Origin of the sequence: Cohnella sp. (genome assembly GCF_041641335.1) — a bacterium.
GTDB lineage: Bacteria > Bacillota > Bacilli > Paenibacillales > Paenibacillaceae > Cohnella.
In genome coordinates this window covers 1-24966 of record NZ_JBEPYQ010000103.1, presented here as the reverse complement: position 1 = coordinate 24966, position 24966 = coordinate 1, and the positions used below count along the sequence as shown (strand labels likewise).

The following is a 24966-nucleotide window of genomic DNA, read 5'->3' as shown; positions in this document are numbered from 1 at the left end:
GCGCGGAGCGGAAATCCTGAGGCGTCATGTCGTTCTGTTTCTTGAAGAAGCGAATGAACGCCAGCGCCGAGTTGTAGCCGAGCGCGGCGGCCACCTCGCTTACCTTCATCGAAGTGTTCAGCAGCATTTCCTTCGCTTTCATGTTGCGGTAATCGTTCACGTATTTCGACAGCCCGACTCCCGTAATTTGCTTGTATAAGCGGGACAGGTAGGACGGGTTCAGGCTCACGTAGTCCGCCAGCGCCGTCAAGGAGATGTCGGAAGCGATGTTCTCTTCGATGTAGCCGTGCACCTTGTGGACCAATTCGGCCGGGAGCTCCGTGCCGCGCTGCGCGTTCCATTCGAAGAAGCAGTCGGCCATCTGCCGGTAATATTGAACCAGCTCAGGCCACGACATCGCTTCGTCGTACCGGAACAGCTTGTCGAGATCGAGCTGCGTATTGACGTATTCTCCGGCATCCCGGTTCTGCTGAAGGCAGAACAGGAACACGGCGGACAGCGAATGGTACAGCTCGATTTTCCTCTCGTGCGGCGCCGCCGGATCGTTCCAGACGGACGTAAGCTCGGCGTACAGCTGGTCGAACTGCTCGCGGCGGTTGTTTTCCAGGCAGCTCATCAGCAGTTGGACCCGGGCATGGTAGAAGCTGTCGCGCCCGACCCCGGCAGACTCGGCGGACTGGCCCCGCGGCAGATCCTTATCGGTCAGGATGACTTCGTTGAACAAGCCGTGCCCGAGGCTCAGAGCGTATTTGACGGAGTGAAAACGGTCCGACAGCGCCCCCCAGTCCGCCGGCTCGCTCGCCAGCAGGAAGGAGACCGACAGCCCGAGCAGCTTGCGGCAGTTCGCCTGCACAGACTCCAGAATGCCGCTCGCATAGCGGTGCGCCTTAAGCCATTCCGCGCCGCCCGGCTCGGCGCACGACTTGGGCTGGATCAGCCAGGCGACCTTGGACAGCTCGAAGACGACGGAGAAGCATCGGACCTGCGCGGACAGCATCTCGTCCCCGATATTTTGCATCGCATAGCAGAGCAGCGCCTTGTCCGGGGCCGTGAACGTCTCCTTCCACGCATCCAGTCTTCCGATGAGCAGATACGCGGGCAGGGACGCGTCGAGCGGGATGTCCAGCTCCCGGAACATCCGGTCGAGCTGGATTTCCGCGACGTGCTTGCCTTGGAGCAGTCCCCATATATAGTCCTTCTGCAGCGAGGGCAACGCCTGTCTCATCTTGGACTGCGCCCGGACGATCATGTTCGCCTGGTCCTGCTCCTCCTCGATTTTGGCGACGGCCCGCTGCACCGCCTGTACGATCTTATCGTCGCTCTCGACCTTCAGAATATAATCGAAGCCGCCGTAGGTGAGCGCGCTCTTGGCGTATTCGAAGTCGTTGTACCCGGTCAGGAAAATCACCTTGCAAGCCGGCCACTGGGACTTGATCTCCCGCAGCAGCTCGATGCCTTCGATGCCCGGCATCTTGATGTCGGACATCACGATATCGATGCGCCTGGAGGACAGCACCTCCAGCGCTTCCTCGCCCGAATAGGCCGTCACCGTCTCCAGCGGCAAATGCCCGTTCTGCTCGAACAGCTCCACAAGCCCCTCGACGATAATGGGGAGGTCGTCAACGATCAGCAGTCTGTACATGTTCGTTCCCCCTGTCGCTCGCGCATAATTTGATGCCGACCTTCAGCCCGCCCAGCTCCGATCTCGCCACGGACAGGCCGTACGATTCTCCGTAGCGCAGCTGAATCCGGCGGTGGACGTTCAGGAGTCCGGTCGTCTCCTCGATCCGGCTCGTGGAATGCCGCAGCTTCCTGCGCATTAGCTCGATCTCCTCGTCCTTGATGCTTTGGCCGTTGTCCTCTACATATATCGTAAATTCGTCGCCCCTTAGCTCGGTATGCACCCATAGCTCCCCCGGATGAAGCCTATTGCCGAGCGCATGCTTGTACGCATTCTCGATAACCGGCTGCAAAATCAACCTCGGCACGTAAATAGGGGGGACCTCTCCGTCGAACCCGACCTCGATCCGGTCGCCGTAGCAGATCGTCTGCATTTTGACGTAAGTTCGGGAATGCTCCATCTCCTGCTCCAGCGGAATGTCGTCCTCGTCGTTGCGGGTAATGAACTGGAAGTATTGTCCGATGTACAGGCAAAATCGATAGGCTTTCTCCTTATGCTTGTCGGATTTGATCAATCTGCAAAGCACGAAGAAGCAGTTGTACAGAAAATGAGGATTGATCTGCGACTGCAGCCGCTTCAGCTCCGATCGCTGGTTGCGGATCTGCTGCTCGTAGTTTTCCTCGATGAGCGTTTTCAAGGAGCGCACGGTGTCGTTGAACGCCTGGTACAGATAACCGAATTCGTCGGCTCCGCGATTGATCGGGATCGGCTCCAGCCGGTTCTGCTGAACGCGGCGGAAGGAGTGGACCAGCTTCATCAGCGGCCGGTAGATCAGGCGCAGCAGGAAATAAGTGAAGAACAGCACAATGGCGACCGCAAGGACGCAAGCCCACCAGAACAGCGTCCGGTACATCTGCAAGGAGCCGAGGATCATGGCCTCCGGAATGCAGGTGACCGAGTAGGCGTTCCACAGGCTGGAGTATTTGTAGACGGCGAGCAGACGCTCGCCCTGGTGGACGATCGTTCCGTAGCCTTCTTCGGAAAGCGCTTCCTGTTTGGCCGACGCGAATGCCGTCACCCGTTCCAGCAGCTCCGGGTCCATGCCCGTGTCGATGTGCCAGCCGCGCTTCAAATTCAGTAGCACGCTGTGTCCGCCCCGGGCGCCGCCGATCTGCGCCAGCGTCTCCCGGATCTTGGAAGCCGACAGCTCGACGCCCACGACGTACAGCGGACTTCGGGACGTGCTGACGGGATACTGCATCGTAATGAAATAGCGATCGTTCCAGTAAATAAAAGCTTCGTCGTAAGCTTTGGCCCCGTTCTGCATCGATACGTATTCCCGTTCGTCCAGATGGGTTTCGTAATTGTTGCTCAGAACCGTCCGCTCGATAAGGGGGATGTAGGCTTTGGCCTCCCGGATGTACGGGCTGGAATTTTTCATCAGCTCCAGCCGGCGCTGGATGTCGAGAATTTTGCTCGAACGCTCGTAGGAGCTCATCTCGTTGCCGGTGGCCGCGACTTCCATCAAGTCCTGATCCATGACGTAGTTGGGCAGATAGCGGCTGATCCGGTCCGCTTCCTTGTCCAGGGAGTCCATATAGAATCGGGTCGTGTTCAGCACAGAACCGGATATTTCGCTGCGGATGTTGGCCGAGCCCCGCTCGTTGATCATCCAGGTGATCGCCAGCATAGGCAACAAGGCCGCCAGGAAGGCAGCCATGATTTTCTTGAATATGGACGACTCGTGCAGAAAGAATAGGTTCTTCATCGCTCGCGCTCCCGGTTCGTTTTCGCCAAGTTGTGAGTAACTCCGATCTTATTCTTTTACGCTTCCCATGACAATGCCTTTAATGAAAAAGCGCTGCAGGAACGGATAGACGATCAGAATCGGGAACGCCGCCACGAAGATTTGCGCCGCCCGGCTCGTGCGGTCGGACAGCTTGATCATCAGCTCGACGTTCTCCGCCTTGATGAAGCGGAAATCCATCTTGATGATGACCGTCTGCAGGAACGTCTGCAGCGGGTAGTTCTCGGAATGGTTCATGTACAGCATGCCGTCGAACCAGCTGTTCCAATGCCCGACGACCGTGAACAGCCCCGTTGTCGCCAAGGCGGGCAGGGAGAGGGGGACGTAGATTTTCCACAGCGTTTTGAAATGGCCCGCGCCGTCGATGCGCGACGATTCCTCCAGCTCCTTGGGCAGATTGCGGAAGAAGTTCAGCAGCAGGATGACGTTGAAAACCGGGATCGCCGTCGGCAGCACGAGCGCCCACAGCGTGTCGATGAGCCCGAGATTTTTGACGGTCAAATAGGTCGGAATCAGCCCTCCGCTGAACAGAATCGTAAACACGAACAGCCATGCGTAGAACGTTCTGAGCCGGAACTGATGGGGGGCTTTGGACAGCGGATAAGCGGTGACGATCATCAGCGTCATGCTCAGGGAAGTACCCAGCAGCACGCGTTGGATCGACACCCAGAAGGCGCGCAAGTACTCGGGCTTGCCGAACACGTTCTCGTAGGCGGCGGTCGTGAAGTCGACCGGCCACAGGGACACTTTGCCGGCTGCAGCCGCGGCTCCGGAGCTGAACGAAATGGCCAGAATATGCATAATAGGCATCAGGCAGAGAAAGGAGATCAGCAGCAGGAACGTGAAGTTTCCCGCAATAAAAATTCTTCTGCCGAGCGATCGATCAGTAATCATGGTAAGTCTCCCTTCTGAACGGCGGGCGGATCATTAGAAAATGCGGTAATTCGCCAGCCGGTAGGCTAGGACGTAGGACAGCGACACGAACAGAAACGAGACGATCGATTTGAGCAGGCCTACGGCTGTAGCAAAGCCGAACTGAGCTTGCTGCACGCCCATGCGGTAGACGAAGGTATCGATGATATCCGCGCTTTCGTAGACGGGAGGGCTGTACAGGTTGAAAATTTGTTCAAAGCCGGCGTTAAGCACGTTGCCGATGTTCAGCGTCAGCATCAGTACGATGATCGGCATCATGCCGGGGATCGTGACATAGAACGTCTGCTTAATCCGCCCAGCGCCGTCCATGGCTGCCGCTTCATATAGAGAAGGGTTGATGCTTGTCAGCGCGGCCAAGTAAACGATCGTGCCGAAGCCGAACTCTTTCCATACGTCAGAAGCTACCATGACGTACGGGAACCAGTCGTTGCTTCCCAGGAAAAAGATCGGTTTGATTCCGAACCATCCAAGCACCTGATTAAAAATGCCGGAGGAGGGGGACAAGATGTCGACGAGTATTCCGCTCAGCAGCACCCAAGACATAAAATGAGGCAAGTAGACGAGCGTCTGAAACGTCCGCTTGATCCATTCCCGACGCAGCTCGTTAAGAAGAATCGCTATCGTAATCGGCACGAACAGTCCGGCCGCTATTTTCATGACCGCAATAAACATCGTATTGAAGAAAACGCGCCCGATATCCGGGTAGTCGATCAGCAGTTGGAAGTTTTTCATGCCGATGAGAGGGGAACCGAACAAGCCTTTGTTCGGCACGTATTTCTGAAAAGCCATGATGATGCCCGCCATCGGGACGTAGCTGAACAGCAGCACCAGGAAAAGGCCCGGAATCAGCATCAAATGCAGCGGCCATTCCCTCTTCCATATCCTTGTTAGTCCATTCATGCCATTCACCTCGATGTTAAGCTGAGCCGGGCTGTCAACGGTAAAGAGGGATGGTGTGGACCCATCCCTCTTTCTCGCGTGTCCGGGTTTATTTATTGGCGGCGTACCATTCGTTGACTTCCTTCGTAATCTCGTCTCCGCCGAGCTTTTTCCACTCTTCCACAAACTTGTCGAATTCATCGACGGACACTTGATTCATAATGATCTTGAAGTACACTTCGTCGCGCTTCTTGACCAGAATTTCCTGTCTGTCGGCCATCGTAGGCGTCGGAGTGCCGTAGAATTTGTTCTGCATGTATTGTTTGTTGTTCTGAATTTCCGGGTTGAGGGACAGGGCGCCCTTCGGACCGGAAATCAAGTATTCCCACCACATGCTCGTATCGCCGTTGACAAATTTCATCGCACCCTCGTAACGATTTTTCTGGTCTTGCGTTTGCAGGATGCTCGCGTCCTTGGTTTCGATGGCTTTAGGAAGGATCTCTCCGTTGTTGTCGAGCTGTTTGCCGACGCGAAGCGGATTGAGCAGCCAGTAGTTGCTGCCTTTCTCGACCAGGTCCTTGCCTAACGTGTACACCTTCTGCTCCGGTGTCGGATGGTTGTCGATAACGATCCATTGGTTCAACAGCTTGATGACGCCTTCCGGATGCTTCGCTTTCTTGGAAATGACGTAGTATTCGTCTACGCCGATACCGATCTGCGGACGAGCCGGGTTGCCGTCCACCGACGGAATCGGGAAGACGCCCCATTCTTGCACGACTTTGCCGTCTTTGACCGCGCCCTTAACGAGTTGAGCCGGAGTCCAGGTAGCGCCGAACACCATGCCGATGCCGTCGTCGTAGAGCAGCTCGGCTGCTTTTTCCGTGTCCTTGACGGCGAATTCCGGGTCGATCAGGCCTTTCTTGAACATATCCTGAAGCGCGACCAACGCCTGCTTTACTTCCGGTTGGACGTCGCTGTTCATCAGACCGCCGTTGCCGTCTTCGATCCAGATGTTCTCGTAGGCGTGATAGCCGTTGAGGAAGGCGCGCAATCCGGTTACCCCAGTCTCGATGCTGAACGGGTTTTTGCTGACCGCAAGCCCGTAGGTCGTGCTTTTGCCGCCCGGGTTTTTCGCTTTGAACTCTTCGGAGATCGCTACCACATCGGCCATCGTCTTAGGCTCGGGCAGGTTCAGCTCCTTCAACCAATCCGTGCGGACGTACAGGTACTGATACTGGTACGGATTATAAGAGCTGGGAATGCCCATCAGCTTGCCGTCGAACGTAGCCGTCTTCATCTGCAGGCCGCCGTCCATCGTCAGAAACTTTTTCGTTTCTTCCGTCGCATGTTGCTCGTACACATCCGTCAAATCCATAATCATGTCGGCTTCGGTCAGCTCTTTGAGCTGAGTCGCGTTGACCAGCAGGAAATCCGGCAGATCGTCGGAGGCAATCGTAATTTTTACTTTTTCCTTGAATTGAGTGATGTCGGCGATCCATTTGTTCGTGATTTTGACCCCGACATCTTTCTCGTAGGCGTCGTACACGGCGTTCTTCTCCCAGCTTTCGCCTTCGTCGAACTTCAGGTACGGATCGCTCGGAGACACCGTCGATACCTCGATCACTCCGCCGCTCTCGGGTCCGCTCGAACCGCTCGAGCTGGCTGACGCCGACGGCGATGCGCTCGGCGACGACTTCTGCGTTTCCTTCGCATTGTTGCCGCACGCGGCCAGTGCCACGCTGACAATCAAGGTCGTGATCAAGAGGAATTTCCTGCCCAGCTTCATACTACCCCTCCACAATGTCTGATGATGGTGAGTCCCGCTGCACCAGGGCAGCTTCGCTTCCTAATTCAAGTATAGGAACGGGGGCGACGGTCATCCATATACTAGTCTTTACCTTTCGTATACACCTTTTGACCGGCTTGCGCAAATAGACGGAGAGGGCGGCTCCGAAGTCGCTTCGACAACGGAACTGCCCTCTATATTCTAATGTAAGAACGTATTTTTCCGTGGACGGTTGCGGAACAGATTTGATATCTTGGAAGATGAATAACAATTAAAAAGAGACCTGGACGGCGAGGAGCGGTAACGATGGAAATCAGAGAGGACGATTTGACGGGCGGCGAGGTGCGGGAGCTCATTCGGCAGCATCTGGCGTCGATGGCGGAAGGGTCTCCGCCGGAAAGCGTGCATGCCTTGGATCTGACCGGGCTGAAACGGCCGGACGTCACGTTCTGGAGCGTATGGGATCAGGGCGAATTGATGGGCTGCGGGGCGCTGAAGGAACTGGACCCGCTGCACGGAGAAATCAAATCGATGCGTACGGCTTCGGCTCATCTGAGGAAGGGCGTCGCCAGGCGCATGCTTCAGCATATCGTGGACGAAGCCAGGAGGCGCGGTTACCGGAGATTAAGCCTGGAGACGGGCTCGATGGAGTCGTTCGTCCCGGCCAGAGCCTTGTACGAGAGCTTCGGTTTTCGCTACTGCGAGCCGTTCGCCGACTACGCAGAGGACCCTTACAGCGCGTTCATGACCCTTGAATTGGAGTAGGGAGGATGTACGGTGTAGACTGGGGAACCGGAGAGAGGCGAGGGGAAGCATGAGAAGCGAACGAGAAATGATGGAGCTGTTTCTGAACTTCGCGAGAGAGCGCGAGCAGATCCGCGCCGTTACGCTGGAGGGCTCACGGACGAATCCGAACGCCCCCAGGGACGTTTTCCAGGACTACGACATCAGCTATCACGTCACGGACATGGCTCTCTTTATCGACGATCCGTCCTGGATCGACCGCTTCGGGGAGCGCATCATCCTGCAGACGCCGGAGGATATGGCCTTATTTCCGTCCGAATTGGGAAGGCGTTTTTCCTATTTAATGATTTTTACGGACGGCAACAAGGCGGATCTTACCCTGATTCCGTTGGACGAGGCGGAGGAATACCGCAAGGAAGACAAGCTGATGCAGGTGCTGCTCGACAAGGACGGCGTTTTTCCGGACGTTCCGCCCTCCAGCGACGAGGACCACTGGGTCAAGCGCCCGTCGGCGGAATTTATCGCGGATTGCTGCAACGAATTTTGGATGACGTCTACGTATGTCGCCAAAGGGCTGTGGAGGAAGGAAATTTTGTTTGCTCTGGAGCACTTGAATTCGATCATGAGGCCGATGCTGCTGAAGATGATCGAATGGCGGGTCGGATTCGAGACGGGCTTCTCGGTCAGCATCGGCAAATGCGGAAAGTACTTGGAGAAGTATATGTCGGAGCGGGATTGGCGGCAGCTGATGGCGACTTACCCGGGCGGCGCGTACGAAAACGTGTGGACGGCGTTGTTCGAAATGACCGAGCTGTTCCGCAGAACCGCCGCGGATGTTGCCGGACGCCTGAATTGCGAATATGCTCGGGAAGAGGACGAGAAGGTCACGGAATACTTATTGCGTGTAAAGGCATGGGCGAACGAGGCCGAGGAAGATCGCGGCGCTAGTCGGTGATGTTTCTCGTGTAGTATTCGATGATGTCCTTACGCCTGATCAGGCCCAGGAACACGCGAGCGTCGTCGACGACGGGAACGAAGTTCTGGTCGGCGGCCAGCGTCAGCATGTCTTCCATATGGGCGTTAATCGCCACGCACTCGTTGTAGATCCGTTTCTTGATCTCCGAGACCGGAATTTTGTCCATATTGTCGAAGCTCAGTCCGGGAGTGCATTTCAGCTTCCAGAGCAGATCTCCTTCGGACAGGGTGCCGATATATTTGCCTTTCGTATCTATGACGGGCACGGCGGAGTATTGGGAAGCCTCCAGCAGCTCCAGCGCTTCCTTCATGGACTCCGCGGTCGTTAAATACGCGACTTTTTCTTTGGGCAGCAAAAACGATCGGATTTCCATCGGGTTCGTTCCTCCTTCTCGGGCGTTGTCGGGCTACAGTACTATTAAAACATATTTGGGCTCCGAGGTCTCCCCCCGCACGAGAGCAATCGGGATTAATCATTGACAGCAAAAAATGATAATGATAATCTTTATCAATATAAAGAGTCGGCTTGCAGAATTCGAGTTACTGCAAAAATTCACTAGACTGGGGAAGACCTAACGTGGCAGTAATAAGCAAACAATCCCAAGAGCCCGGGCAATCGTCCGCGGCTCCCGATGCGCTGGAATCCGTCGGGCCGGCGAGCGCGGCCGAAGCGGTCAAGCAAATTCATTCGCGTCCGAATGTCGCCATTCTGATCATTCTGGGCGGCATCGTCGCGCTAATCTTGGGCATCGGCGTGTCGGTGACGTTCGGAGCGAGAGATATCCGTTTCGAAGAGGTATGGTTGGCTGTTTTCCAATACAATCCGGATTTGACCGATCACCAGGTTATTCAGGAGCTGCGTTTGCCGAGGGTGCTCGGATGCGTTCTCGTGGGCAGCAGCTTCGCGGTAGCGGGCGCGATTCTGCAAGGGATGATGCGCAATCCGCTGGCCGATTCGGGTTTGCTGGGATTAAACTCGGGAGCGGGCTTCGCTCTCGCGGTTTGTTTTGCCTTTTTCCCGGGCATGTCTTATTCGTACCTCGTTCTGGTCTGTTTTATCGGCGCGGCGTTAAGCGCCATGTTCGTATTCGCGCTCGGATCGATCGCCAAGGGCGGGCTGACGCCGATTCGCCTCGTGCTCGCGGGCGCCGCGCTGTCCGCTCTGCTGACCGCGCTAAGCGAAGGCATAGCGCTCCATTTTCGCATCGGTCAGGACCTGGCGTTCTGGTATGCCGGAGGCGTGGCCGGCACGAGATGGTTCCACTTGAAGGTCATGTTTCCGTGGATCCTGGCGGCCATCGCCGGAGCGATCGTCTTGTCGAGATCCATCACGCTGCTCAGCCTCGGCGAAGACGTGGCCAAAGGGCTCGGCCTTCGTTCGGGCTTTACCAAGTTCATGGGAACGGTCATCGTCATCGTGCTTGCGGGCTCGGCCGTATCCGCAGTAGGGGCGGTTTCGTTCGTGGGCTTGCTCGTGCCTCACTTCGCGCGCAAGCTGGTCGGCGTGGATTACCGGTGGATTATACCGACTTCGGCCGTGCTTGGGGCAGTGCTCGTCGTGCTGGCCGACTTGGCGGCGAGAACGGTGCGTCCGGGCTTCGAGACGCCGATCGGCGCGCTGATCGCGCTTATCGGGGTGCCCTTCTTCCTCTATCTTGCGAATAAGGAAAGGAGGGAGCTGTAGGGATGGGCGAATACATAAGGTTGAAATCTCCCGAGGAGCTCGCCAAGCGCAAACGCAACATTATCGTTCTCTTCATTCTGTCCGCTGCCATTATTCTGGCATTCATGGCCAGTATGAATACCGGATTTATCCGGTTGACCCCCTTGGACTTAGTAAGAACGCTGTTCGGCGAAGGAACGGCTCAGCAAAACTTGATCCTGTACGAATTCCGGCTGCCCCGGATCGTCATCTCCATCCTGATCGGCGCCGGCCTCGCGTTGTCCGGCTGCGTCCTTCAATCGATCTCGCGCAACGCGCTGGCGGATGCGGGCATTATCGGCATCAACTCCGGCGCCGGATTCATGATTCTGATGTACGTCGCCTTCTTCCCGACGATCACGGCAGCTTCCGCTTTCGTGCTGCCGGTGCTCGCTTGGGTCGGAGGCGGCGTGGCGGCTCTGCTCGTCTTCGCCATGTCGTATCGCAGGCACAGGGGATTGTCGTCGAATAGGCTCATTCTGAACGGCATCGCGCTCAATTCGGGCATCTCGGCTGCTACGATCGTGATCACGCTGAGAATCAGCCCGGATCAATACCAATTCGTGGCTACCTGGATGGCGGGCAGCATATGGGGCAAGGATTGGAAGTTCGTCTGGGCGCTGCTTCCTTTCATCTGCATCCTGTTGCCTTACGTCTACTTGAAATCCCAGACCGTGAACGTGCTGTCTTTGGGAGATTCGCTGGCGAAAAATCTGGGCGCGGCCGTGAGCCGGGAACAGCTGCTGCTGCTGGGCGCCGCCGTCGGCTTGGCGGGCTCGTGCGTGGCGGTCAGCGGAAGCATCGGCTTCGTCGGGTTGATCGCGCCCCATCTGGCCAAGCGGCTTGTCGGGCAGAGGTATCAGATCCTGCTGCCGACGACCGTGTTGACCGGCTCGCTGCTCGTCCTCGTGGCGGACACGCTGGGCAGATGGGTGTTCCAGCCGTCGGAAATTCCGACCGGCATCGTCGTCGCCGTCATCGGCGCTCCGTACTTCCTCTATCTGCTCGTGCGTTCCAAAGGGTAGAAGTCGCGCAATTATTCCGAACGGAGAGGCCGGGCGCAGCAGCCCGAGCCTCTCTTTTTTCGCGAAAACCCTCATTTGTGTGAAAAAGTTAATCCTGCTCGCCCCCGGTGTTGTGATATATTTTTACAGTAGCAAGAAAACGCTAACGATACATTTTGTACCTTCGGGAGGTTCTCATGCTCCATAGAAGCAAGCAAATTCGGGCGATCCTGCTCCTGTCGCTCTCCGCTCTGCTCCTGCTCGGCATCGGATTGCCGTCGGCGGCGGCCGCGGACGAGGACCCTATTACGGTCAAGGTCGACGGGAAGACGGTCAAGCTGACCGAACCGGCGCAAATTCTCGGAGGCAGGCTGTTCCTGCCGATCGCGAGCGTGACCGGCTTGCTGAACGCGACAGCCGAATGGGATTCGGAGAACGAAGCGGTGACGATCCATACCGCATACAATGACAAGATTGTGTTGACCAACGGCGTGCCCGTCGTCTACTTCAACGATTCGCGCTACGTGATGGACGCCGCGCCGTTCTTCTCGGAAGGCAGAATCTATATTCCGGTGCGCTACGTCGCCGAGCTGCTGCACGCGAAGATCAAGTGGGACCCGGAAGCGTTGCTGGCCGAAATCGAATCGGTCGAACCCGCGGTCGTGGAGGAACATTACGGATTGCAGGAAATCGCCGAGGCGCATGGCGTCAGCAAGGCCGTGCTGCTCAAGCGCAACGGGCTGGATAAAGCCGAGGCCGTAGAGGCCGGAACGAAGCTTCAGGTCGTCGTGCCTTCGATTTTCGATAACGAGGCGAAGCCGTTCACCGAGGAAGATTACCGTCTGCTGGCCAAGCTCGTGCAAGTCGAAGTCGGCTACGAGTCGTACGAGGCGCATCTGGCGGTTGCGAACGTCGTGCTTAACCGCGTGGCGGACTCGCGCTTTCCCAATTCGATTCGCGACGTCATCTACTCGGGCAAGCAGTTTCCGCCCGCGCACAACGGCCTGCTCGACAAGAGCAAGCCGAACGCGACCGTCCTGCGCGCCGCCAAAGACGCGCTGAACGGGAAGAACAACGTGAAGGACGCCGTCTATTTCTATAACCCCAGAGTGACCAAGGGGTCGTTCTGGTCCGGTCTGGAGACGATCGCGACGATCGGCAGCCACCGGTACGCCAAATAATAGCTTACTCGATGCCGAGCTCACGGGCTCGTGCATTCACTTCCTCGACCATTCGGTCGAGGCCTTTTTCTTTATAGCCGTCGATAATGGACTGCCATGCCGCTTCCACGGGCAGGTCGCTGATCATAACGCGGATCATATCGTCGCTGTCGAAGATCGTGAAGCCGTCCTTGGCCGGGGTGGACAACCGCGTCAGCCGCGGCTCGTAAGCCTGCTTGCGAGTCTCGCGCATGGAGTAGTCGACCAGTTCCCGCTGCGCCTCTCTTGCTTCCGGGGTGATGCCGACGTAATCCGGATTCAGCTTGAACATGCCGTCCCAATCGAGCAGATTGGCGAAGGCGGAGAACGCCTTGTATTTCGTCATGACGCTGGCGTCCGGATCGAGCGGCTGAATGCGGCCGTTCTCCCTGACGAAGTCTTCGTTTTCCAAGCCGAAACGCCGCATCTCCTTGAACTCGTCCGTATTCATATAATCGAACAGCTCCAGAATGCGGGCCATCTTCCGGTCGTCCACCTTCGCGGAAATATAGCTTTCCGACCAGAACGTTTTGAACACGGCATGGTACCGGTTGCCGTCCAGCGCCGGCAGCGGCTTAAGCAGCTTAACCTTGTCGTAGAAGGACGTATCTTCCGGATGAAGCTTCAGCCACCTCTCCTTGTAGATGCTCACGTCCAAGTTTTGCGCGCCGCCCGCCAAGATCAGCGCAGCCACTTTGCCTTCGGCGAACTTGTCCCTGGCCATCTCCCCCCGGGTGACCGGGAGGTCGGGATCAATCAGGCCGGAGGCGTAGAAGTCCCGCAGCAGCTTCAGCGATTCGATGGAATGCTTGGAGAATACGGCGGGAATGTAGCGGCCGTCCTCCTTGATCCACTTGAAGTCGCTGCCGCTGCCGTCGCTGGTGGCGGCGGGGGAGCTGTACAGCCAGAACAGCCCGCCGAGCAGCAGGTTGCCGACGGAGGTCAGTCCCCGCACGCCCTTCTTCTCCGGATCATGGTCGATGATCGCTTTCAGCATCGCCCGGAACTCCTCCCATGTCTCGGGCTCCCGAGTAATGCCGGCTTGCCGGGCAAGGTCCCACCGATAGGCCACGATTCGGTCCAGAACGTTGTAGTCGGTGCTGTCGTACGTCTGCCGCGGTATGAAGTACAGTTTGCCGTCGTCCTTCAAGTCGTCGGTTCCGGGCAGGCTCAAGTAAGCCTGCAGGCTCGGATAGGCGGACAGATCGTCCGGAATCGGTTTGATGACGCCGCGGTCGCGCCAGCTTTTGTAATAGTGGGAGTTCACCGCGTCCACGGAGAAAATATCCGGAAGCTGGCCGTTCGACGCCCACATCTGAATCTGCTGCACGTAGTTCTCGATTTTGATCGGAATCGGCTTGATCGTAATGTTCAGCTTCTGCTCGAGCAGCTTAAGAGCCGGATCGTCCTGCGCCATGGTCTCTGCGAGATCCCAGAAGGCGACGGAAATCTCCATCGGTTCGGAGTCCGCGGAGGGAGGCTTGCCGTCGGAAGCCGGACCGGAGCATCCGGCGAGCGAAGCGGCCAGAAGAAGGGAGAGCAGCCAGGCGGAGGCGCGGCGCGAACGGCTCATGCTTTCTCCTCCCGCGGCGTCCCGACGTGCAGGCGATACTGCCGGGGCGTTATTTTCTCGTGTTTCTTGAACGTTCGGATGAAGTAGAAGTAGTCCCGAAACCCCACGCTCTCCGCGATCTCCCCGATGGAGAGGGCCGTCGTCTCCAACAGCAGGCGGGCTTGCTTCAGACGCGCCTGGGTCAAATACTCGGTGAACGTCACGTTCAGCTCCCGCTTGAACAGCTGGCTCAAGTAGTTGGGATTCATATAGAAGCTTCTCGCGATGCTCTGGATGGAGATGTCGTTCCGATAGTTTTCGTTAAGGTGCTTAACGATCTCCTTCAAGTTGGCATGCTCCGTCTTCCGCTCGGGGCGGCCGTCCGGCCCGCAGCCCGGTCCGCGAAGCTCCTCCCGCAGGCTGTCGATCATCGCTTCGAAGGTGCCATACAAGTGATAGAGCTGCTCCCTGCTGAAAATGTAGTCCTCCTCGGGCGCGGCCGACAGATCGGAGGAGGCGTGAAAGTAGACGAGGTTGTAGACGATAAGCGCATGTACGATGGTGAGACCGCGTTGGTTCCCGGGCTGCGCCATCTCGCCGAGCAGCTCCCGCATCGCGGCGGTGTCTTTCTTGGCGGCGCTCCGTTCGAGCTGCCGCACCAGCCGGTCGGCTTCCGTCTCGCCGTCCGCTTCTTCGCGGATGTGGACGGCGTCCCGTCCGTGCACGAAGAAGTCCCAGGCGTTTACGGTCGCCGCGTCCAGCCCTTTAATGACGCTGCACAGCTTTCGTCCCGCGCGCGCGGCTCCGACGCCCTGAATATCCGCGGAGATCGGCTCGCGAATCAGGTCGCGCAGCAGCTCGGCACTCGCGCATTGCACGAAATAGCCGGTTCGCGAGCCGCCTAGATGGATCGATACGGCGTTCGCGCCTTCCCGGAAGTTCAGCCGGCCTTTGCCCAGCGAGACGAGAACATACAACAAATCCTCGCCCAAGCCGTGATCCCGCAATAGCCGGTCGAACGCGGCGTCGGCCTGTTCTCCGGCCGGCTCTTCGATCAGCTCCAGCAGCTCGTTCTCGCGCTTCTGCCGGACGTCTTCGATCGCCTTGGCCGCCGTCTGGAGCAGGCCGTCGATCTCGTGGTCGTCGAACGGCTTCAGGCAGTAGCCCAGCACGCCGTAGCTCATCGACTTCTGCACGTATGCGAACTCGGCGTAGCCGCTGATGACGACGATCTGGATGTCGGCGTTCGTCTCCTTGATCTGCTTGATCAGCTCCAGCCCGGACAAGCCGGGCATGCGGATGTCCGTGAACACGATATGAGGCTTCAGCTCGCGGACAAGCTGGAGGGCCTTGGCTCCGTTATTCGCCTTGCCCGCGACGGCAAACCCCGACTTGCGCCAATCGATTCCGGCTTCGAGGCTTTTGAGCACGAGATTCTCGTCATCGACCAGAAGCGCTTTATACATCCGTATCTCCTCCCGGTTGCGCAGCATGCAAAGGTATGTGCAGGAAGATCCGGGTTCCCCGCCCGGCTTCGCTGTCGAAGGTTAAACCGCCTTCTTCGCCATAGGCCAATCTGAGCCGGTTGTGCACGTTCAGAACGCCGAGCCCTTCCGTCGGGACGGACGATTCGGCTCCGTCGCGGCCCAGAGACGGCGGCCGCGCCGCCAGCCGGCCGCGGATCGCCGCCAGCATCTCCTCGTCTACGCCGACGCCGTCGTCGACGACGCCGAGGACGAGAACGGCTCCGTCGTCCACGCGGCCCGAGAGCAGCAGCTTGCCGGGCGTCGTCTTCGGCTCCAGTCCATGGAAGATGGCGTTTTCGACGAGCGGCTGCAAAATCATTTTCATCACTGGCGCCTTCAAAGCCTCCTCGGAAAACTCGAAGCTCACTTCGAAACGGTCCTCGAAACGGATCGATTGCAGGAAGACGTACGATTGAACGGCGTTCAGCTCGCGGTCGAGCGTCACCCAGCCCGGCCCCTTGATGCTGTAATGGAACAGCTTGCCGAGCGCCTTGGTCATCTCGACGACCCGGTCCGCCCTGAGCTCCAGCGCCACGCCCTTGATCGATTCCAACGTGTTGTACAGGAAGTGGGGGTTGATCTGGCTGCGCAAATAGGCGGAAGCGGCTTTCTCCTTCTCGATCTCGGCCTCCAGCAGATGGGTCGTCGTCTCGACGAGCTTGTGGGTCAGGCTGTTCAGCTCGTTCAGCATGCCGTTGAGCTTCTCGGCCACGACCTTCATCTCCAGATTGCCTTCCAGCTTCAGATCGTTCTTCGCCTCGCGGATCGCGCCTCCGGATTTCATGCTGTTAATGAACTTCACGAGCACTTGAATCGGATGGACGATGTTGTTAATGATCATCGCGAAGGGCAGAGCCATCAGAAGGAGCGCGAACAGGACGATAAAGACGCTCTGCGTGCGCACTTTGTTCAGCTCGGCCAGCAGCGCCTCCTCCGGAATGAAGCTGAGAAGCGAGGAGTCGATGGCGGCGAGCGGGTGGAGCTGAACCGAGCCCTTGATGCCTCCGATGGAGTCCTTGATCGCGGGCTGTTCCCGGGACATGCGGTTTAACGTCCCGACGTTGCGGGCAATATCGTCGCCGTTCGTCTCCGGGAACGCCCGGCCGTACCGGTCGATCAGATAGAAACCGGCTCCGGGCTCGGACTGCGGCGTATCGGAATCGAAAAACATCGTCTCCACGTTGGCGATGACCGCAATGTAACCGATTCGTTTGTCCGCGCTTCCGTTCGTGCCGTCGGAGTATATATTTTGGGCGAACACCAAGGTATTTTGCGGCGTGCCGCTGTAGCTGAATTTCCGCAGGCCGCTTACGTAGACGCCGTCGCTGCTTAAGATTTCCGGCTCCAGTTCCCGCACGTATTCGATGCCGCCGTTGAGGCTGTATTTCGTGCCCCGCGCGCCGATCAGGACGATGTCCTCGATGCCTTGCCGGCCGGCCTTCAAGGAGATGATCTTGCGGTCCAACTCCTTGCTCATCTCGTACAGCAAGCCCGGATTGACCTGGGTCAAATATTGCTGAAGGAACGGATCGAAGCCGAGATTGAGCATGATCTGCCCGACCTCGTCGACCTTCTGGGACATGCCGAGCTTGAACTTGCGGACGAGGTCTTCGGTATATTGGCTGTTATTGCGGATGACGATCCGGGACGTCTGCTCGTAGAGTGAGTAGATGATCAGAAGCATAACGGCGAGCACGCATGCAACCGCTATCATAATTTGCGTTTTGATTTTTAGCTTTTTCAGTACGCCCACGGGGTCACCGCTTTCCGCTGCTAGTACTCCGATTATATCACGATCCATTTCTTATAGAGACGGGGCGAAGCGCTCTTCTAACTGGAGTCCATGTTTATCTAACGAGAAGACATACTTTGCCGGGAGCAGCCGCTAATCGCCGTCCATTTTAATCTAATCCGGCGCCATACTTTGCCCGGTCCGTTCGCCCTATAATCGCAATTGTAAACGTCATCAACCAATTCATAGGGGGAATCGAACGTGAACAACGGAAAGACAGGCATATTCGCAATGCTATCGTTTATTTTGGCGCTTGTGCTGCTGGCAGGCTGCGGCAATTCGGCAGCGCCATCGGCGTCGCCGAGCGCGTCTCCGTCCGCCTCGCCGTCGGCGTCGGCTTCGGAATCCGCTCCGGCGGATGAGAGCCCGTCCGCTTCGGGGCTGGAGGGCAAAGTCGTGTTCTGGTCGATGTGGAGCAACACGGAGCCGCAGGCGAAGGTCATCGAGGAGGCGGTCGCGGAATTCAAGGCGAACAATCCCGCCGTCGAGGTCGAGCTGAAGTTCAACGGCCGGGACATCAACAAGCTGATCAAGCCCGCGCTGGAGAGCGGCCAACAGATCGACATTTTCGAGCAGGACCCGGGCGCGGCGCTGGCCAACCTGAAGGACCATGTGCTGAAGCTGGACGATCTGCTTCAGCAGCCGTCAGCCGGCAGCGAGGGCAAGTCTGTGAAGGATTCTCTCATTCCGTCGCTCATCGAGTGGGTCAAGACGCTGTCGACGGAGGCCGGTCTGGAAGAGGGCTACTACGCGATCCCGCAGCAGCCTTACGCGGTGTTGTTCTTCTATAACAAGGCGCTGTTCGAGAAGGCCGGCATTACGGCGGTTCCGACGAGCTGGGAGGAATTCCTGGCGGCGTGCGAGGCGCTTAAGCAGATCGGCGTGGATCCGATCACATTCGACGACGCTTATCGCGACTTGTTCATCGGCGGCTATTTCGGCAGCGCGATGGGCAGCGACTGGACGGACAGCCTGGTGAAAGACAAGACCGGCGAGAGGTGGAAAGACCAGATCGTGCAGCAATTCGCGAACGACATGCAGTTGTTGAGGGAGCAGGGCTACCTGTCGAAGAAGATCGCCGGCAACAAGTATCCGGCCGGTCAGCAGGATCTCGCTCTCGGCAAGGCGGGCATGTACTTGAACGGCACCTGGCTGCCGAACGAGGTCGCCGCCACGGCCGGTCCGGATTTCCGCTGGGGCTCGTTCCAATTCCCGATCGTGCCGAACGGCAACGGCCAAGGAGGGCTGGAAGGGCTGACCTTCGGCGCGCAAGGCCTGTTGTTGAACAAAAACAGCAAAAACGTTCCCGCGGCGTTCGAACTCGTCAAATATTTGGTCGGCAAGAAGGCGCAGCAGGCGATGTCGGATCAGGCGCTGGCCATTCCGGCTACAATCGACACCGAATGGCCGGCTCCGCTGGCGGAAGCCGCGACTGCGTTCGGCAACGCCAAGGTGAACATGCCTTGGGGGAACGGCATCGATAACGGCGGCGACTTCTCTACGGGTACGGTTATCCCCGTGTTCATGGAGCTGGCGACGGGCAAACTGAGCCCGGAAGCATACGTCGACAAGATGAGCGCGGCGGCGAAGAAGTTCTACGGCGGCTAATCTCTCGGTAGGGGGAAGGGGCCGGGCACGCGGAAGGGTTAGCCGCTTCGCCCGGCTATTCGCCGGTTATGTGCGCGATTCACGCCGAAGGCGTTTTTGCTTGGCAAGTTTCCAACGGGAGGTGCCTCATGAAGCTGAAAAAAACGGTCATCGCCCTGTTTTTGGGGCCGGCCGTCGCGATCTACCTCGTCATTTTTCTGTATCCGACGCTGCGAACATTCGCGATGAGCTTTTACGATATTCCTTCGCTGTCCAGCAAGGTGGCGGAGTGGACATTCATCGGCTGGGACAATTACGCGACGCTGTCCCGCAGCCCATATTTCCTGGATTCGGTGAAGAACGTTCTGGGCATATGGGCGATCGGGGGCGCGCTTATTTTCGCATTCGCTTTTCTGTTCGCGGTCATTCTGACTTCGGACGTGAGAGGTAAAGGGTTCTGGCGGTCGCTCATTTTCCTGCCGAACACGGTGTCGGCCGTCGTCCTGTCTGTCGTCTGGCTGCAGTACGTCTTCAATTCCAGCTACGGACTGCTGACGACGCTGTTCAGGAAGCTGGGACTGACGGCGCTGGCGGACATCCAATGGACCGATAACGAGCATATTTACTACTCGATGATCATGGCCTTCAGCTTCGGCTCGATCGGTTACTTCATGCTCATTCTGAATGCGGGCATCGGGAGAATTCCGACCGACTATTACGAGGCGGCGACGCTGGACGGAGCGAGCGTCTGGACGAAATTTATCCGGATTACGATGCCGCTGCTGCGCGACGTGTTCCGGACGACGCTCGTGCTGTGGACGATTACGGCGTTCAATTTCTTCGTCTGGTCGGCGACGTTCGGGCTGGACGATCCGCATACGGTGACTCCGGGCTACTACATGTACCAGAAAGTGTTCGGCAAGGGCGGCAGCGTCTATCTGGAGGACTCGTTCAACGTCGGAGCGGGCGCGGGAGTCGGCATTCTTATCACGGTTGCGACGATCGCCGCCGCCGTATTGATCGGTCGATTGTTCCCGAAAGACCGGCTGGAATATTAAGCGAGGAGGCGATTCCATTGCGCAATAAAGGGTTGCGGCTGCTGCCGGCCTACGTACCGCTGGCGGCTTGGCTGGCGTTCTCCGTCGTGCTGTTCGGCTGGGTCATTCTGGCGTCGCTGAGCACGACGAGAGACATTTTCACCCATTCGCTGCTCGGAAGCGGCGTTCAACTGTCCAATTACATCGATTTGTTCAAACAGCAGGAGATGGGCCGCTATTTCTTGAATAGCATCATCTATACGGTCGCCTCGTGCGCCGGCATCGCGCTGGTCGCCGCTCCGGCCGCTTACATTTTGGGACGGGTCAAGTTCAGAGGCTCCGGTTTTCTCAATCTGCTGTTCGTGTCCGCGATGTCGATTCCGGGCATTCTGATCTCGATTCCGCTGTTTTCCCTGTTCGTCGGGCTGAAGCTGACCGGCTCGATTGCAACGCTGGTGCTGATCTATATTTGCACGAACGTGCCTTTCGGCGTGTTTTTCCTGACCGGATTTTTCTCGTCGATTCCGAAGGAATTCGAGGAGTCGGCGGCGATCGACGGCTGCGGTCCGATCAAGGCGTTCGTGAAAGTCATTCTGCCGGTTGCGCAGCCGGGCATCATTACGCTGACGATCTTCAACTTCCTCGGCGTCTGGAACGAATATTTCTACGCGCTCATCTTCGCCAACGACGAAGGCACGCGTACGCTCGCATTGGCGCTTCAGTCTATCGTCTACGGCTACTCCAACACGGGGAATTACGGCGGCATTTTCGCGGCGTGCATGGTCGTGTTTCTGCCCAGCTTCATCGTCTATCTGTTCGTGTCCAAGAGGATTATCGCCGGCATTACGATCGGCTCGGTTAAGGGTTAGCTAAGGGAGGGGGCGTTGGGATGAAGGTGTACACGTCGATTGTCGAGCTGGAAGGAGCGCGGCTGGAGGGCGAGAACCCGCTGCCGATGTTCGCGGGCCGCAATCCGCACCGCGAGGTGACGGAGGACGGCAGCTTTACGCCCGAGCTTCGGGAAGGATTCGGCGACGATACCGGAGAGCGATATTTGCCCTACCGGATGCAGGATCGCTATACGCGGAAGCGGGTTCCGCTGGCGCTGAAGACGATCGTGCTGGAGAACGAGCGGCTGCAGGCCGTATTTCTGCCGGATTACGGCGGACGGCTGTACGCGTTGAAGGATCTCCGGACAGGCCGGGACATTCTGTACCGCAACCCGGTGTTCCAGCCGGCCAATCTGGCGATTCTGAACGCCTGGTTCTCGGGAGGCGTCGAGTGGAACATCGGGCAGATCGGCCATACGTTCGGGACTTGCTCGCCCGTTCATGCGGCCAGGCTGCGGGACCGCGACGGCAACGAGTTCGTGAGGATGTACGAGTACGAGCGCTGCCGGAACGTATTCTGGCAGATCGATTGCCATCTGCCGCCGGGCGCGAAGGAGTTGCAAATCTATGTCCGCATCGTCAACGACAACGAGCGGCCCGTGCCGATGTACTGGTGGACGAACATCGCCGTGGAGGAGACGGAGCGCTGCCGGGTGTTCGCGGCGACGGGGAAGGCGGTCTACATTTCCCCGGAGCTAAGCGGCCATGGCGTCGGCGAGCTGCCGGGCCTGCCGTCGCTGCCGGGCGGGGACGCTTCTTACCCGATGGAATTTCCGTTTTCCAGCGAATATTTCTTCCTGACGCCGGCCGAATGCCGCTCTCCGTGGGAAGTGGTCGCCTACGAGGACGGCAGGTTGTTCTACGAGCGGTCCACGGCGAGGCTGCGCTACCGCAAGATGTTCTGCTGGGGCCATCATGCGGGCGGCAGACGCTGGCGCGATTTCCTGGCGAAGCCGGGAGAGGGCGGCTACGTGGAAGTGCAGGGCGGCTTCGCTCCGACGCAGTTGCACGGCCTGAAGATGCCCGGGAACGCGGTGTGGGATTTCACGCAGCTGATCGGCATGGGCAGCGTGGACGCGGAGGCGGCCCAGGCAGCGGACTGGAACGAGGCGCGGGAGGCCGTGGAGAGAACGGTGGACGCGCTTCTGGGCGAGGAGCAGGTGCTTGCGGTTCACGAGCGCTTACGAGAGCATGCAGAACGGACGGGCGGCGAGCCGTTGCATACCGGTTCGGGCTGGGGTGCGCTGGAGCGGCTGCGCCGAGCCGAGCGGGAGGGACGTTCCGTCCCGAGAGGGCTTGCGTTCCCGGACGGTGCGCTCGGCGAGCCTCAGTACGCCTGGCTGGCTTTGCTGGGGGAGGGCAGGCTGCCGGAGACGGCGGCGGTAGACGTGCCGGCATCGTGGATGGTGCAGGACGAATGGCGGGAACTGTTGGAGACGAGCCTGAGCGGCGGAGATAGCCGCGGCCGGAACTGGAACGCTTATTTGCATTACGGCGTTATGCTGCTGGAGATCGGCAAGGAGAAGGAAGCGGAGGAGGCGTGGAAGACGTCGCTTCGTCTTCGCCCTTCCGCATGGGCTTACCGAAACCTGGCCCGCTTGGCCGAACGCCAGGGGGACGAGGAGCGGGCGGCGGCCTGCTACGAGCAGGCTTATCTCGTGTCGGGAAGCTTCCCGGATCGCGCCTTCGCCGAGGAGTACTTGCAGCTGCTCGTGCGTCGCGGGGAGTTCGAGCGGGCGTGGCGGCTGTACGAATCGCTGCCGGCCGAGCTGGCCGAGGGAGACCGCATTCGGATCGTCGTCGGGGCGGCGGCGCTGGAGCTGGGTCAGGACGAGTATATGCGCCGGCTGTTCGAGACCGAGTTCGCGGTTATCCGCGAAGGTGAGACGCTGATTATCGAGCTGTGGTACAAGTATCAGGCGCTGAAGCTGGCGAAGGAGCGGGAGACGGAGCTGTCGGACGCGCTTCTGGCCGAGGCGAAGGCGAAGTTTCCGCCTCCGGGGCCGATCGATTTCCGCATGATCGGAGGCTAGGACGTGTATGCAAACCCGCTCAGGAGCATCTTTCACCGCCTTTTCGCCCCCTGCTTCGTCACTTGTTGACAGGATTCTGCCCGGAATGGCATAATTGGAAATATAAGATAAATAGGATGACGGAACGAGGAAGCACCTCGCCAAAGCCGGACACGGGACGTGTTGCTTTGTCGGGGTGTTTTCATTTGAGCGAGGAGATGGAGCCGATGGCGAGGAAAAAAACGAATAAGGATCGGATCATGGAACATCCGGTAACCTACGAGGCTTATGCGGAAATGCCGGACGACGGACAGCGATACGAGGTGCTTGACGGGGAGTTGGAGCTGATGTCCCCCTCGCCGTCTACCGTTCATCAGGTCATCGGCTCGTCCTTGCACCTTCTCGTGCAGAGCTGCGCTTCGGAATACTTTATTTTAATAGCTCCGCTGGACGTCATTCTGAGCCGAACCAACGTCGTTCAGCCGGACTTAATTATGATTCATCACAGCCGATCCGACATCGTGACGATGCGCGGAGTCGAGGGGACGCCGGATCTTGTCGTCGAGGTGCTCTCCCCGTGGTCGCATAAGAGAGACCGCCTGCACAAGCTGAACATCTATGCCAGGCACGGCGTACCCGAATATTGGATCGTCGATCCGGCTGCGCAGACGCTGGAACGGTTCGAGCTGACCGGCGAACAGCGATACGAGCTGCGAGACCTGTTCGAGAACGACGATCGCGTAACGTCGGACAAGGTGCCCTGCGTCTCCTTCCCGGTGAGCGGGCTGTTCAAGGATAAGCTGGTTCGGAGGCTGTTGGAGTTGAACTGAAAGGGATCGGATGATCGTTGATCGACAATTGGACTGTTGAACAACTTCTTCAAAGGAGGTCAAGGGGATGACCGAGAAGCGGAACGACGGAACTCAAGGTAAGGACAAGCAGGAGATAGCCGGACAGGGGAAGGTTAAGGTTAAGGTTAAGGTTAAGGAGACTCCGGAAAATTACCTGATCGATGAAAGGTACGAAATTATCGAAGGGGTGCGATACGATTTTCTATCGTCGCCGGTATATGCTCATCAGCAGGTGCTAAGGGAGCTGTATGCCGCTTTTCGCAACGACTGCTTGGCGGAAGGAAAGGTACTGTTCGCGCCGCTGGACGTTCATTTCGATGAGGACAACATTTTTCAGCCGGACTTGATTTATATTGTCAACGCGAATCGCGGCATTATCCGGGACGGGTACATCTATGGCGCGCCCGATCTGGTTGTAGAGATTTTATCTGCAAGCACGGGACGTCGGGACAAGACGATCAAGAAGAACGGATACGAGAAATTCGGCGTGCGCGAGTATTGGATAGTCGACCTTGCCCATCGGCTGGTGGAACAATTCGTGCTCGTGGACGGGAAGTACGCAGCGGTGGCGACGCTGACGGAAGAGCAGACACTGACCTCGCCGACCGTGCCTTGCCTGCACTTAAATCTGGGAGACATCTTGCGGGAGGAAGAGGGGAACGACGAAAGCGAAGCCAAGGACAAGCAGGGGAAAGTCAAGGAGACTCCGAAAAACTATCTGATTGACGAGAGGTATGAGATTATCGAAGGAGTACGGTACGATTTTCTGTCGTCGCCGGTATACGCTCATCAGCAGGTGCTGAGAGACTTGATTCTCGGTTTTCACCAAAACTGTGCGAAGGATGGAGAGGTGTTGTTCGCGCCGCTGGACGTTCATTTTGACGAGGACAACATTTTTCAGCCGGACTTGATTTATATTGCCAACGCGAATCGCGGAATTATCCGAGACGGGTACATCTATGGCGCGCCCGATCTGGTTGTAGAGATTTTATCTGCAAGCACGGGACGCCGGGACAAGACGATCAAAAAGAACGGCTACGAGAAATTCGGCGTGCGCGAATATTGGCTG

20 protein-coding genes are annotated in these 24966 nt (G+C 58.1%); 11 read left to right on the top strand and 9 right to left on the bottom strand.

Annotation, left to right across the window (positions count from 1 at the left end; genetic code table 11):
• The 5 genes from ACESLM_RS25675 to ACESLM_RS25655 form a co-directional block, all read right to left on the bottom strand.
• Positions 1–1642, bottom strand: a 1642-nt coding sequence (locus ACESLM_RS25675; protein WP_372636167.1) for a response regulator, incomplete at its 3' end; no start/stop codon positions are given.
• Positions 1620–3389 (bottom strand): histidine kinase, encoded by a 1770-nt coding sequence (locus ACESLM_RS25670; RefSeq protein WP_372636165.1) that lies wholly within the window; start codon positions 3387–3389, stop codon positions 1620–1622. The genes ACESLM_RS25675 and ACESLM_RS25670, both read right to left, overlap by 23 nt.
• A gap of 48 nt (positions 3390–3437) precedes the next feature.
• The gene (locus ACESLM_RS25665; protein ID WP_372636162.1) at positions 3438–4322 is read right to left on the bottom strand and encodes a carbohydrate ABC transporter permease; all 885 of its coding nucleotides are present in this window, start codon (positions 4320–4322) and stop codon (positions 3438–3440) included.
• A 33-nt stretch (positions 4323–4355) separates the two neighbouring features.
• A complete protein-coding gene (locus ACESLM_RS25660; protein ID WP_372636159.1) occupies positions 4356–5261 on the bottom strand; it encodes an ABC transporter permease in 906 nt (301 codons plus the stop codon).
• Between the two features lie 88 nt (positions 5262–5349).
• Complete coding sequence (locus ACESLM_RS25655; RefSeq protein ID WP_372636156.1) at positions 5350–7026, bottom strand: extracellular solute-binding protein; 1677 nt, start codon at positions 7024–7026, stop codon at positions 5350–5352.
• A gap of 306 nt (positions 7027–7332) precedes the next feature.
• Between ACESLM_RS25655 and ACESLM_RS25650 the strand changes: the two genes are divergently transcribed.
• Positions 7333–7791, top strand: coding sequence for a GNAT family N-acetyltransferase (locus tag ACESLM_RS25650; protein ID WP_372636154.1), 459 nt, complete (start codon positions 7333–7335; stop codon positions 7789–7791).
• A 49-nt stretch (positions 7792–7840) separates the two neighbouring features.
• Entirely contained in the window at positions 7841–8725 is an 885-nt protein-coding gene (locus ACESLM_RS25645; protein ID WP_372636150.1) for an aminoglycoside 6-adenylyltransferase, read from the top strand.
• Here ACESLM_RS25645 and ACESLM_RS25640 read toward each other — a convergent pair.
• On the bottom strand, positions 8715–9119 hold the full coding sequence (locus tag ACESLM_RS25640) for a CBS domain-containing protein (RefSeq protein WP_372636148.1): 405 nt from the start codon (positions 9117–9119) through the stop codon (positions 8715–8717). The two genes, ACESLM_RS25645 and ACESLM_RS25640, sit on opposite strands and share 11 nt — an antisense overlap.
• Before the next feature lie 263 nt (positions 9120–9382).
• Here ACESLM_RS25640 and ACESLM_RS25635 point away from each other — a divergent pair, with 263 nt between their 5' ends.
• The 3 genes from ACESLM_RS25635 (at position 9383) to ACESLM_RS25625 (ending at position 12632) form a co-directional block, all read left to right on the top strand.
• Positions 9383–10429 (top strand): FecCD family ABC transporter permease, encoded by a 1047-nt coding sequence (locus tag ACESLM_RS25635; RefSeq protein ID WP_372636170.1) that lies wholly within the window; start codon positions 9383–9385, stop codon positions 10427–10429.
• A gap of 2 nt (positions 10430–10431) precedes the next feature.
• On the top strand, positions 10432–11472 hold the full coding sequence (locus ACESLM_RS25630; RefSeq protein WP_372636146.1) for a FecCD family ABC transporter permease: 1041 nt from the start codon (positions 10432–10434) through the stop codon (positions 11470–11472).
• Between the two features lie 176 nt (positions 11473–11648).
• Positions 11649–12632, top strand: coding sequence for a cell wall hydrolase (locus tag ACESLM_RS25625; RefSeq protein ID WP_372636144.1), 984 nt, complete (start codon positions 11649–11651; stop codon positions 12630–12632).
• Positions 12633–12636: 4 nt separating this feature from the next.
• Here ACESLM_RS25625 and ACESLM_RS25620 read toward each other — a convergent pair whose 3' ends face one another.
• The 3 genes from ACESLM_RS25620 to ACESLM_RS25610 are packed head-to-tail and all read right to left on the bottom strand — an operon-like array spanning position 12637 to position 17481.
• Positions 12637–14223, bottom strand: coding sequence for an extracellular solute-binding protein (locus tag ACESLM_RS25620; RefSeq protein WP_372636142.1), 1587 nt, complete (start codon positions 14221–14223; stop codon positions 12637–12639).
• Complete coding sequence (locus ACESLM_RS25615) at positions 14220–15668, bottom strand: response regulator (RefSeq protein ID WP_372636140.1); 1449 nt, start codon at positions 15666–15668, stop codon at positions 14220–14222. Before ACESLM_RS25615 ends, ACESLM_RS25620 begins: the two co-directional genes overlap by 4 nt.
• Positions 15661–17481 (bottom strand): sensor histidine kinase, encoded by a 1821-nt coding sequence (locus tag ACESLM_RS25610; protein WP_372636138.1) that lies wholly within the window; start codon positions 17479–17481, stop codon positions 15661–15663. The genes ACESLM_RS25615 and ACESLM_RS25610 overlap by 8 nt, the downstream gene beginning before the upstream one ends.
• A gap of 240 nt (positions 17482–17721) precedes the next feature.
• Here ACESLM_RS25610 and ACESLM_RS25605 point away from each other — a divergent pair, with 240 nt between their 5' ends.
• The 6 genes from ACESLM_RS25605 to ACESLM_RS25580 form a co-directional block, all read left to right on the top strand.
• A complete protein-coding gene (locus ACESLM_RS25605) occupies positions 17722–19128 on the top strand; it encodes an ABC transporter substrate-binding protein (protein ID WP_372636136.1) in 1407 nt (468 codons plus the stop codon).
• Positions 19129–19256: 128 nt separating this feature from the next.
• The gene (locus tag ACESLM_RS25600) at positions 19257–20165 is read left to right on the top strand and encodes a carbohydrate ABC transporter permease (RefSeq protein WP_372636134.1); all 909 of its coding nucleotides are present in this window, start codon (positions 19257–19259) and stop codon (positions 20163–20165) included.
• A gap of 17 nt (positions 20166–20182) precedes the next feature.
• On the top strand, positions 20183–21013 hold the full coding sequence (locus ACESLM_RS25595; protein ID WP_372636132.1) for a carbohydrate ABC transporter permease: 831 nt from the start codon (positions 20183–20185) through the stop codon (positions 21011–21013).
• A 20-nt stretch (positions 21014–21033) separates the two neighbouring features.
• Positions 21034–23067 (top strand): DUF5107 domain-containing protein, encoded by a 2034-nt coding sequence (locus ACESLM_RS25590; protein ID WP_372636129.1) that lies wholly within the window; start codon positions 21034–21036, stop codon positions 23065–23067.
• 206 nt (positions 23068–23273) lie between these two features.
• Positions 23274–23876 (top strand): Uma2 family endonuclease, encoded by a 603-nt coding sequence (locus ACESLM_RS25585; protein WP_372636127.1) that lies wholly within the window; start codon positions 23274–23276, stop codon positions 23874–23876.
• A 67-nt stretch (positions 23877–23943) separates the two neighbouring features.
• Positions 23944–24966: Uma2 family endonuclease (locus ACESLM_RS25580; RefSeq protein WP_372636124.1), on the top strand; the 1023-nt coding region annotated here is incomplete at its 3' end.

Coding starts and splice junctions, on each gene's coding strand:
- ACESLM_RS25670 (WP_372636165.1), bottom strand. CDS start 3,389: ATGAAGAACCTATTCTTTCTGCACGAGTCGTCCATATTCAAGAAAATC.
- ACESLM_RS25665 (WP_372636162.1), bottom strand. CDS start 4,322: ATGATTACTGATCGATCGCTCGGCAGAAGAATTTTTATTGCGGGAAAC.
- ACESLM_RS25660 (WP_372636159.1), bottom strand. CDS start 5,261: ATGAATGGACTAACAAGGATATGGAAGAGGGAATGGCCGCTGCATTTG.
- ACESLM_RS25655 (WP_372636156.1), bottom strand. CDS start 7,026: ATGAAGCTGGGCAGGAAATTCCTCTTGATCACGACCTTGATTGTCAGC.
- ACESLM_RS25650 (WP_372636154.1), top strand. CDS start 7,333: ATGGAAATCAGAGAGGACGATTTGACGGGCGGCGAGGTGCGGGAGCTC.
- ACESLM_RS25645 (WP_372636150.1), top strand. CDS start 7,841: ATGAGAAGCGAACGAGAAATGATGGAGCTGTTTCTGAACTTCGCGAGA.
- ACESLM_RS25640 (WP_372636148.1), bottom strand. CDS start 9,119: ATGGAAATCCGATCGTTTTTGCTGCCCAAAGAAAAAGTCGCGTATTTA.
- ACESLM_RS25630 (WP_372636146.1), top strand. CDS start 10,432: ATGGGCGAATACATAAGGTTGAAATCTCCCGAGGAGCTCGCCAAGCGC.
- ACESLM_RS25625 (WP_372636144.1), top strand. CDS start 11,649: ATGCTCCATAGAAGCAAGCAAATTCGGGCGATCCTGCTCCTGTCGCTC.
- ACESLM_RS25620 (WP_372636142.1), bottom strand. CDS start 14,223: ATGAGCCGTTCGCGCCGCGCCTCCGCCTGGCTGCTCTCCCTTCTTCTG.
- ACESLM_RS25615 (WP_372636140.1), bottom strand. CDS start 15,668: ATGTATAAAGCGCTTCTGGTCGATGACGAGAATCTCGTGCTCAAAAGC.
- ACESLM_RS25600 (WP_372636134.1), top strand. CDS start 19,257: ATGAAGCTGAAAAAAACGGTCATCGCCCTGTTTTTGGGGCCGGCCGTC.
- ACESLM_RS25590 (WP_372636129.1), top strand. CDS start 21,034: ATGAAGGTGTACACGTCGATTGTCGAGCTGGAAGGAGCGCGGCTGGAG.
- ACESLM_RS25585 (WP_372636127.1), top strand. CDS start 23,274: ATGGCGAGGAAAAAAACGAATAAGGATCGGATCATGGAACATCCGGTA.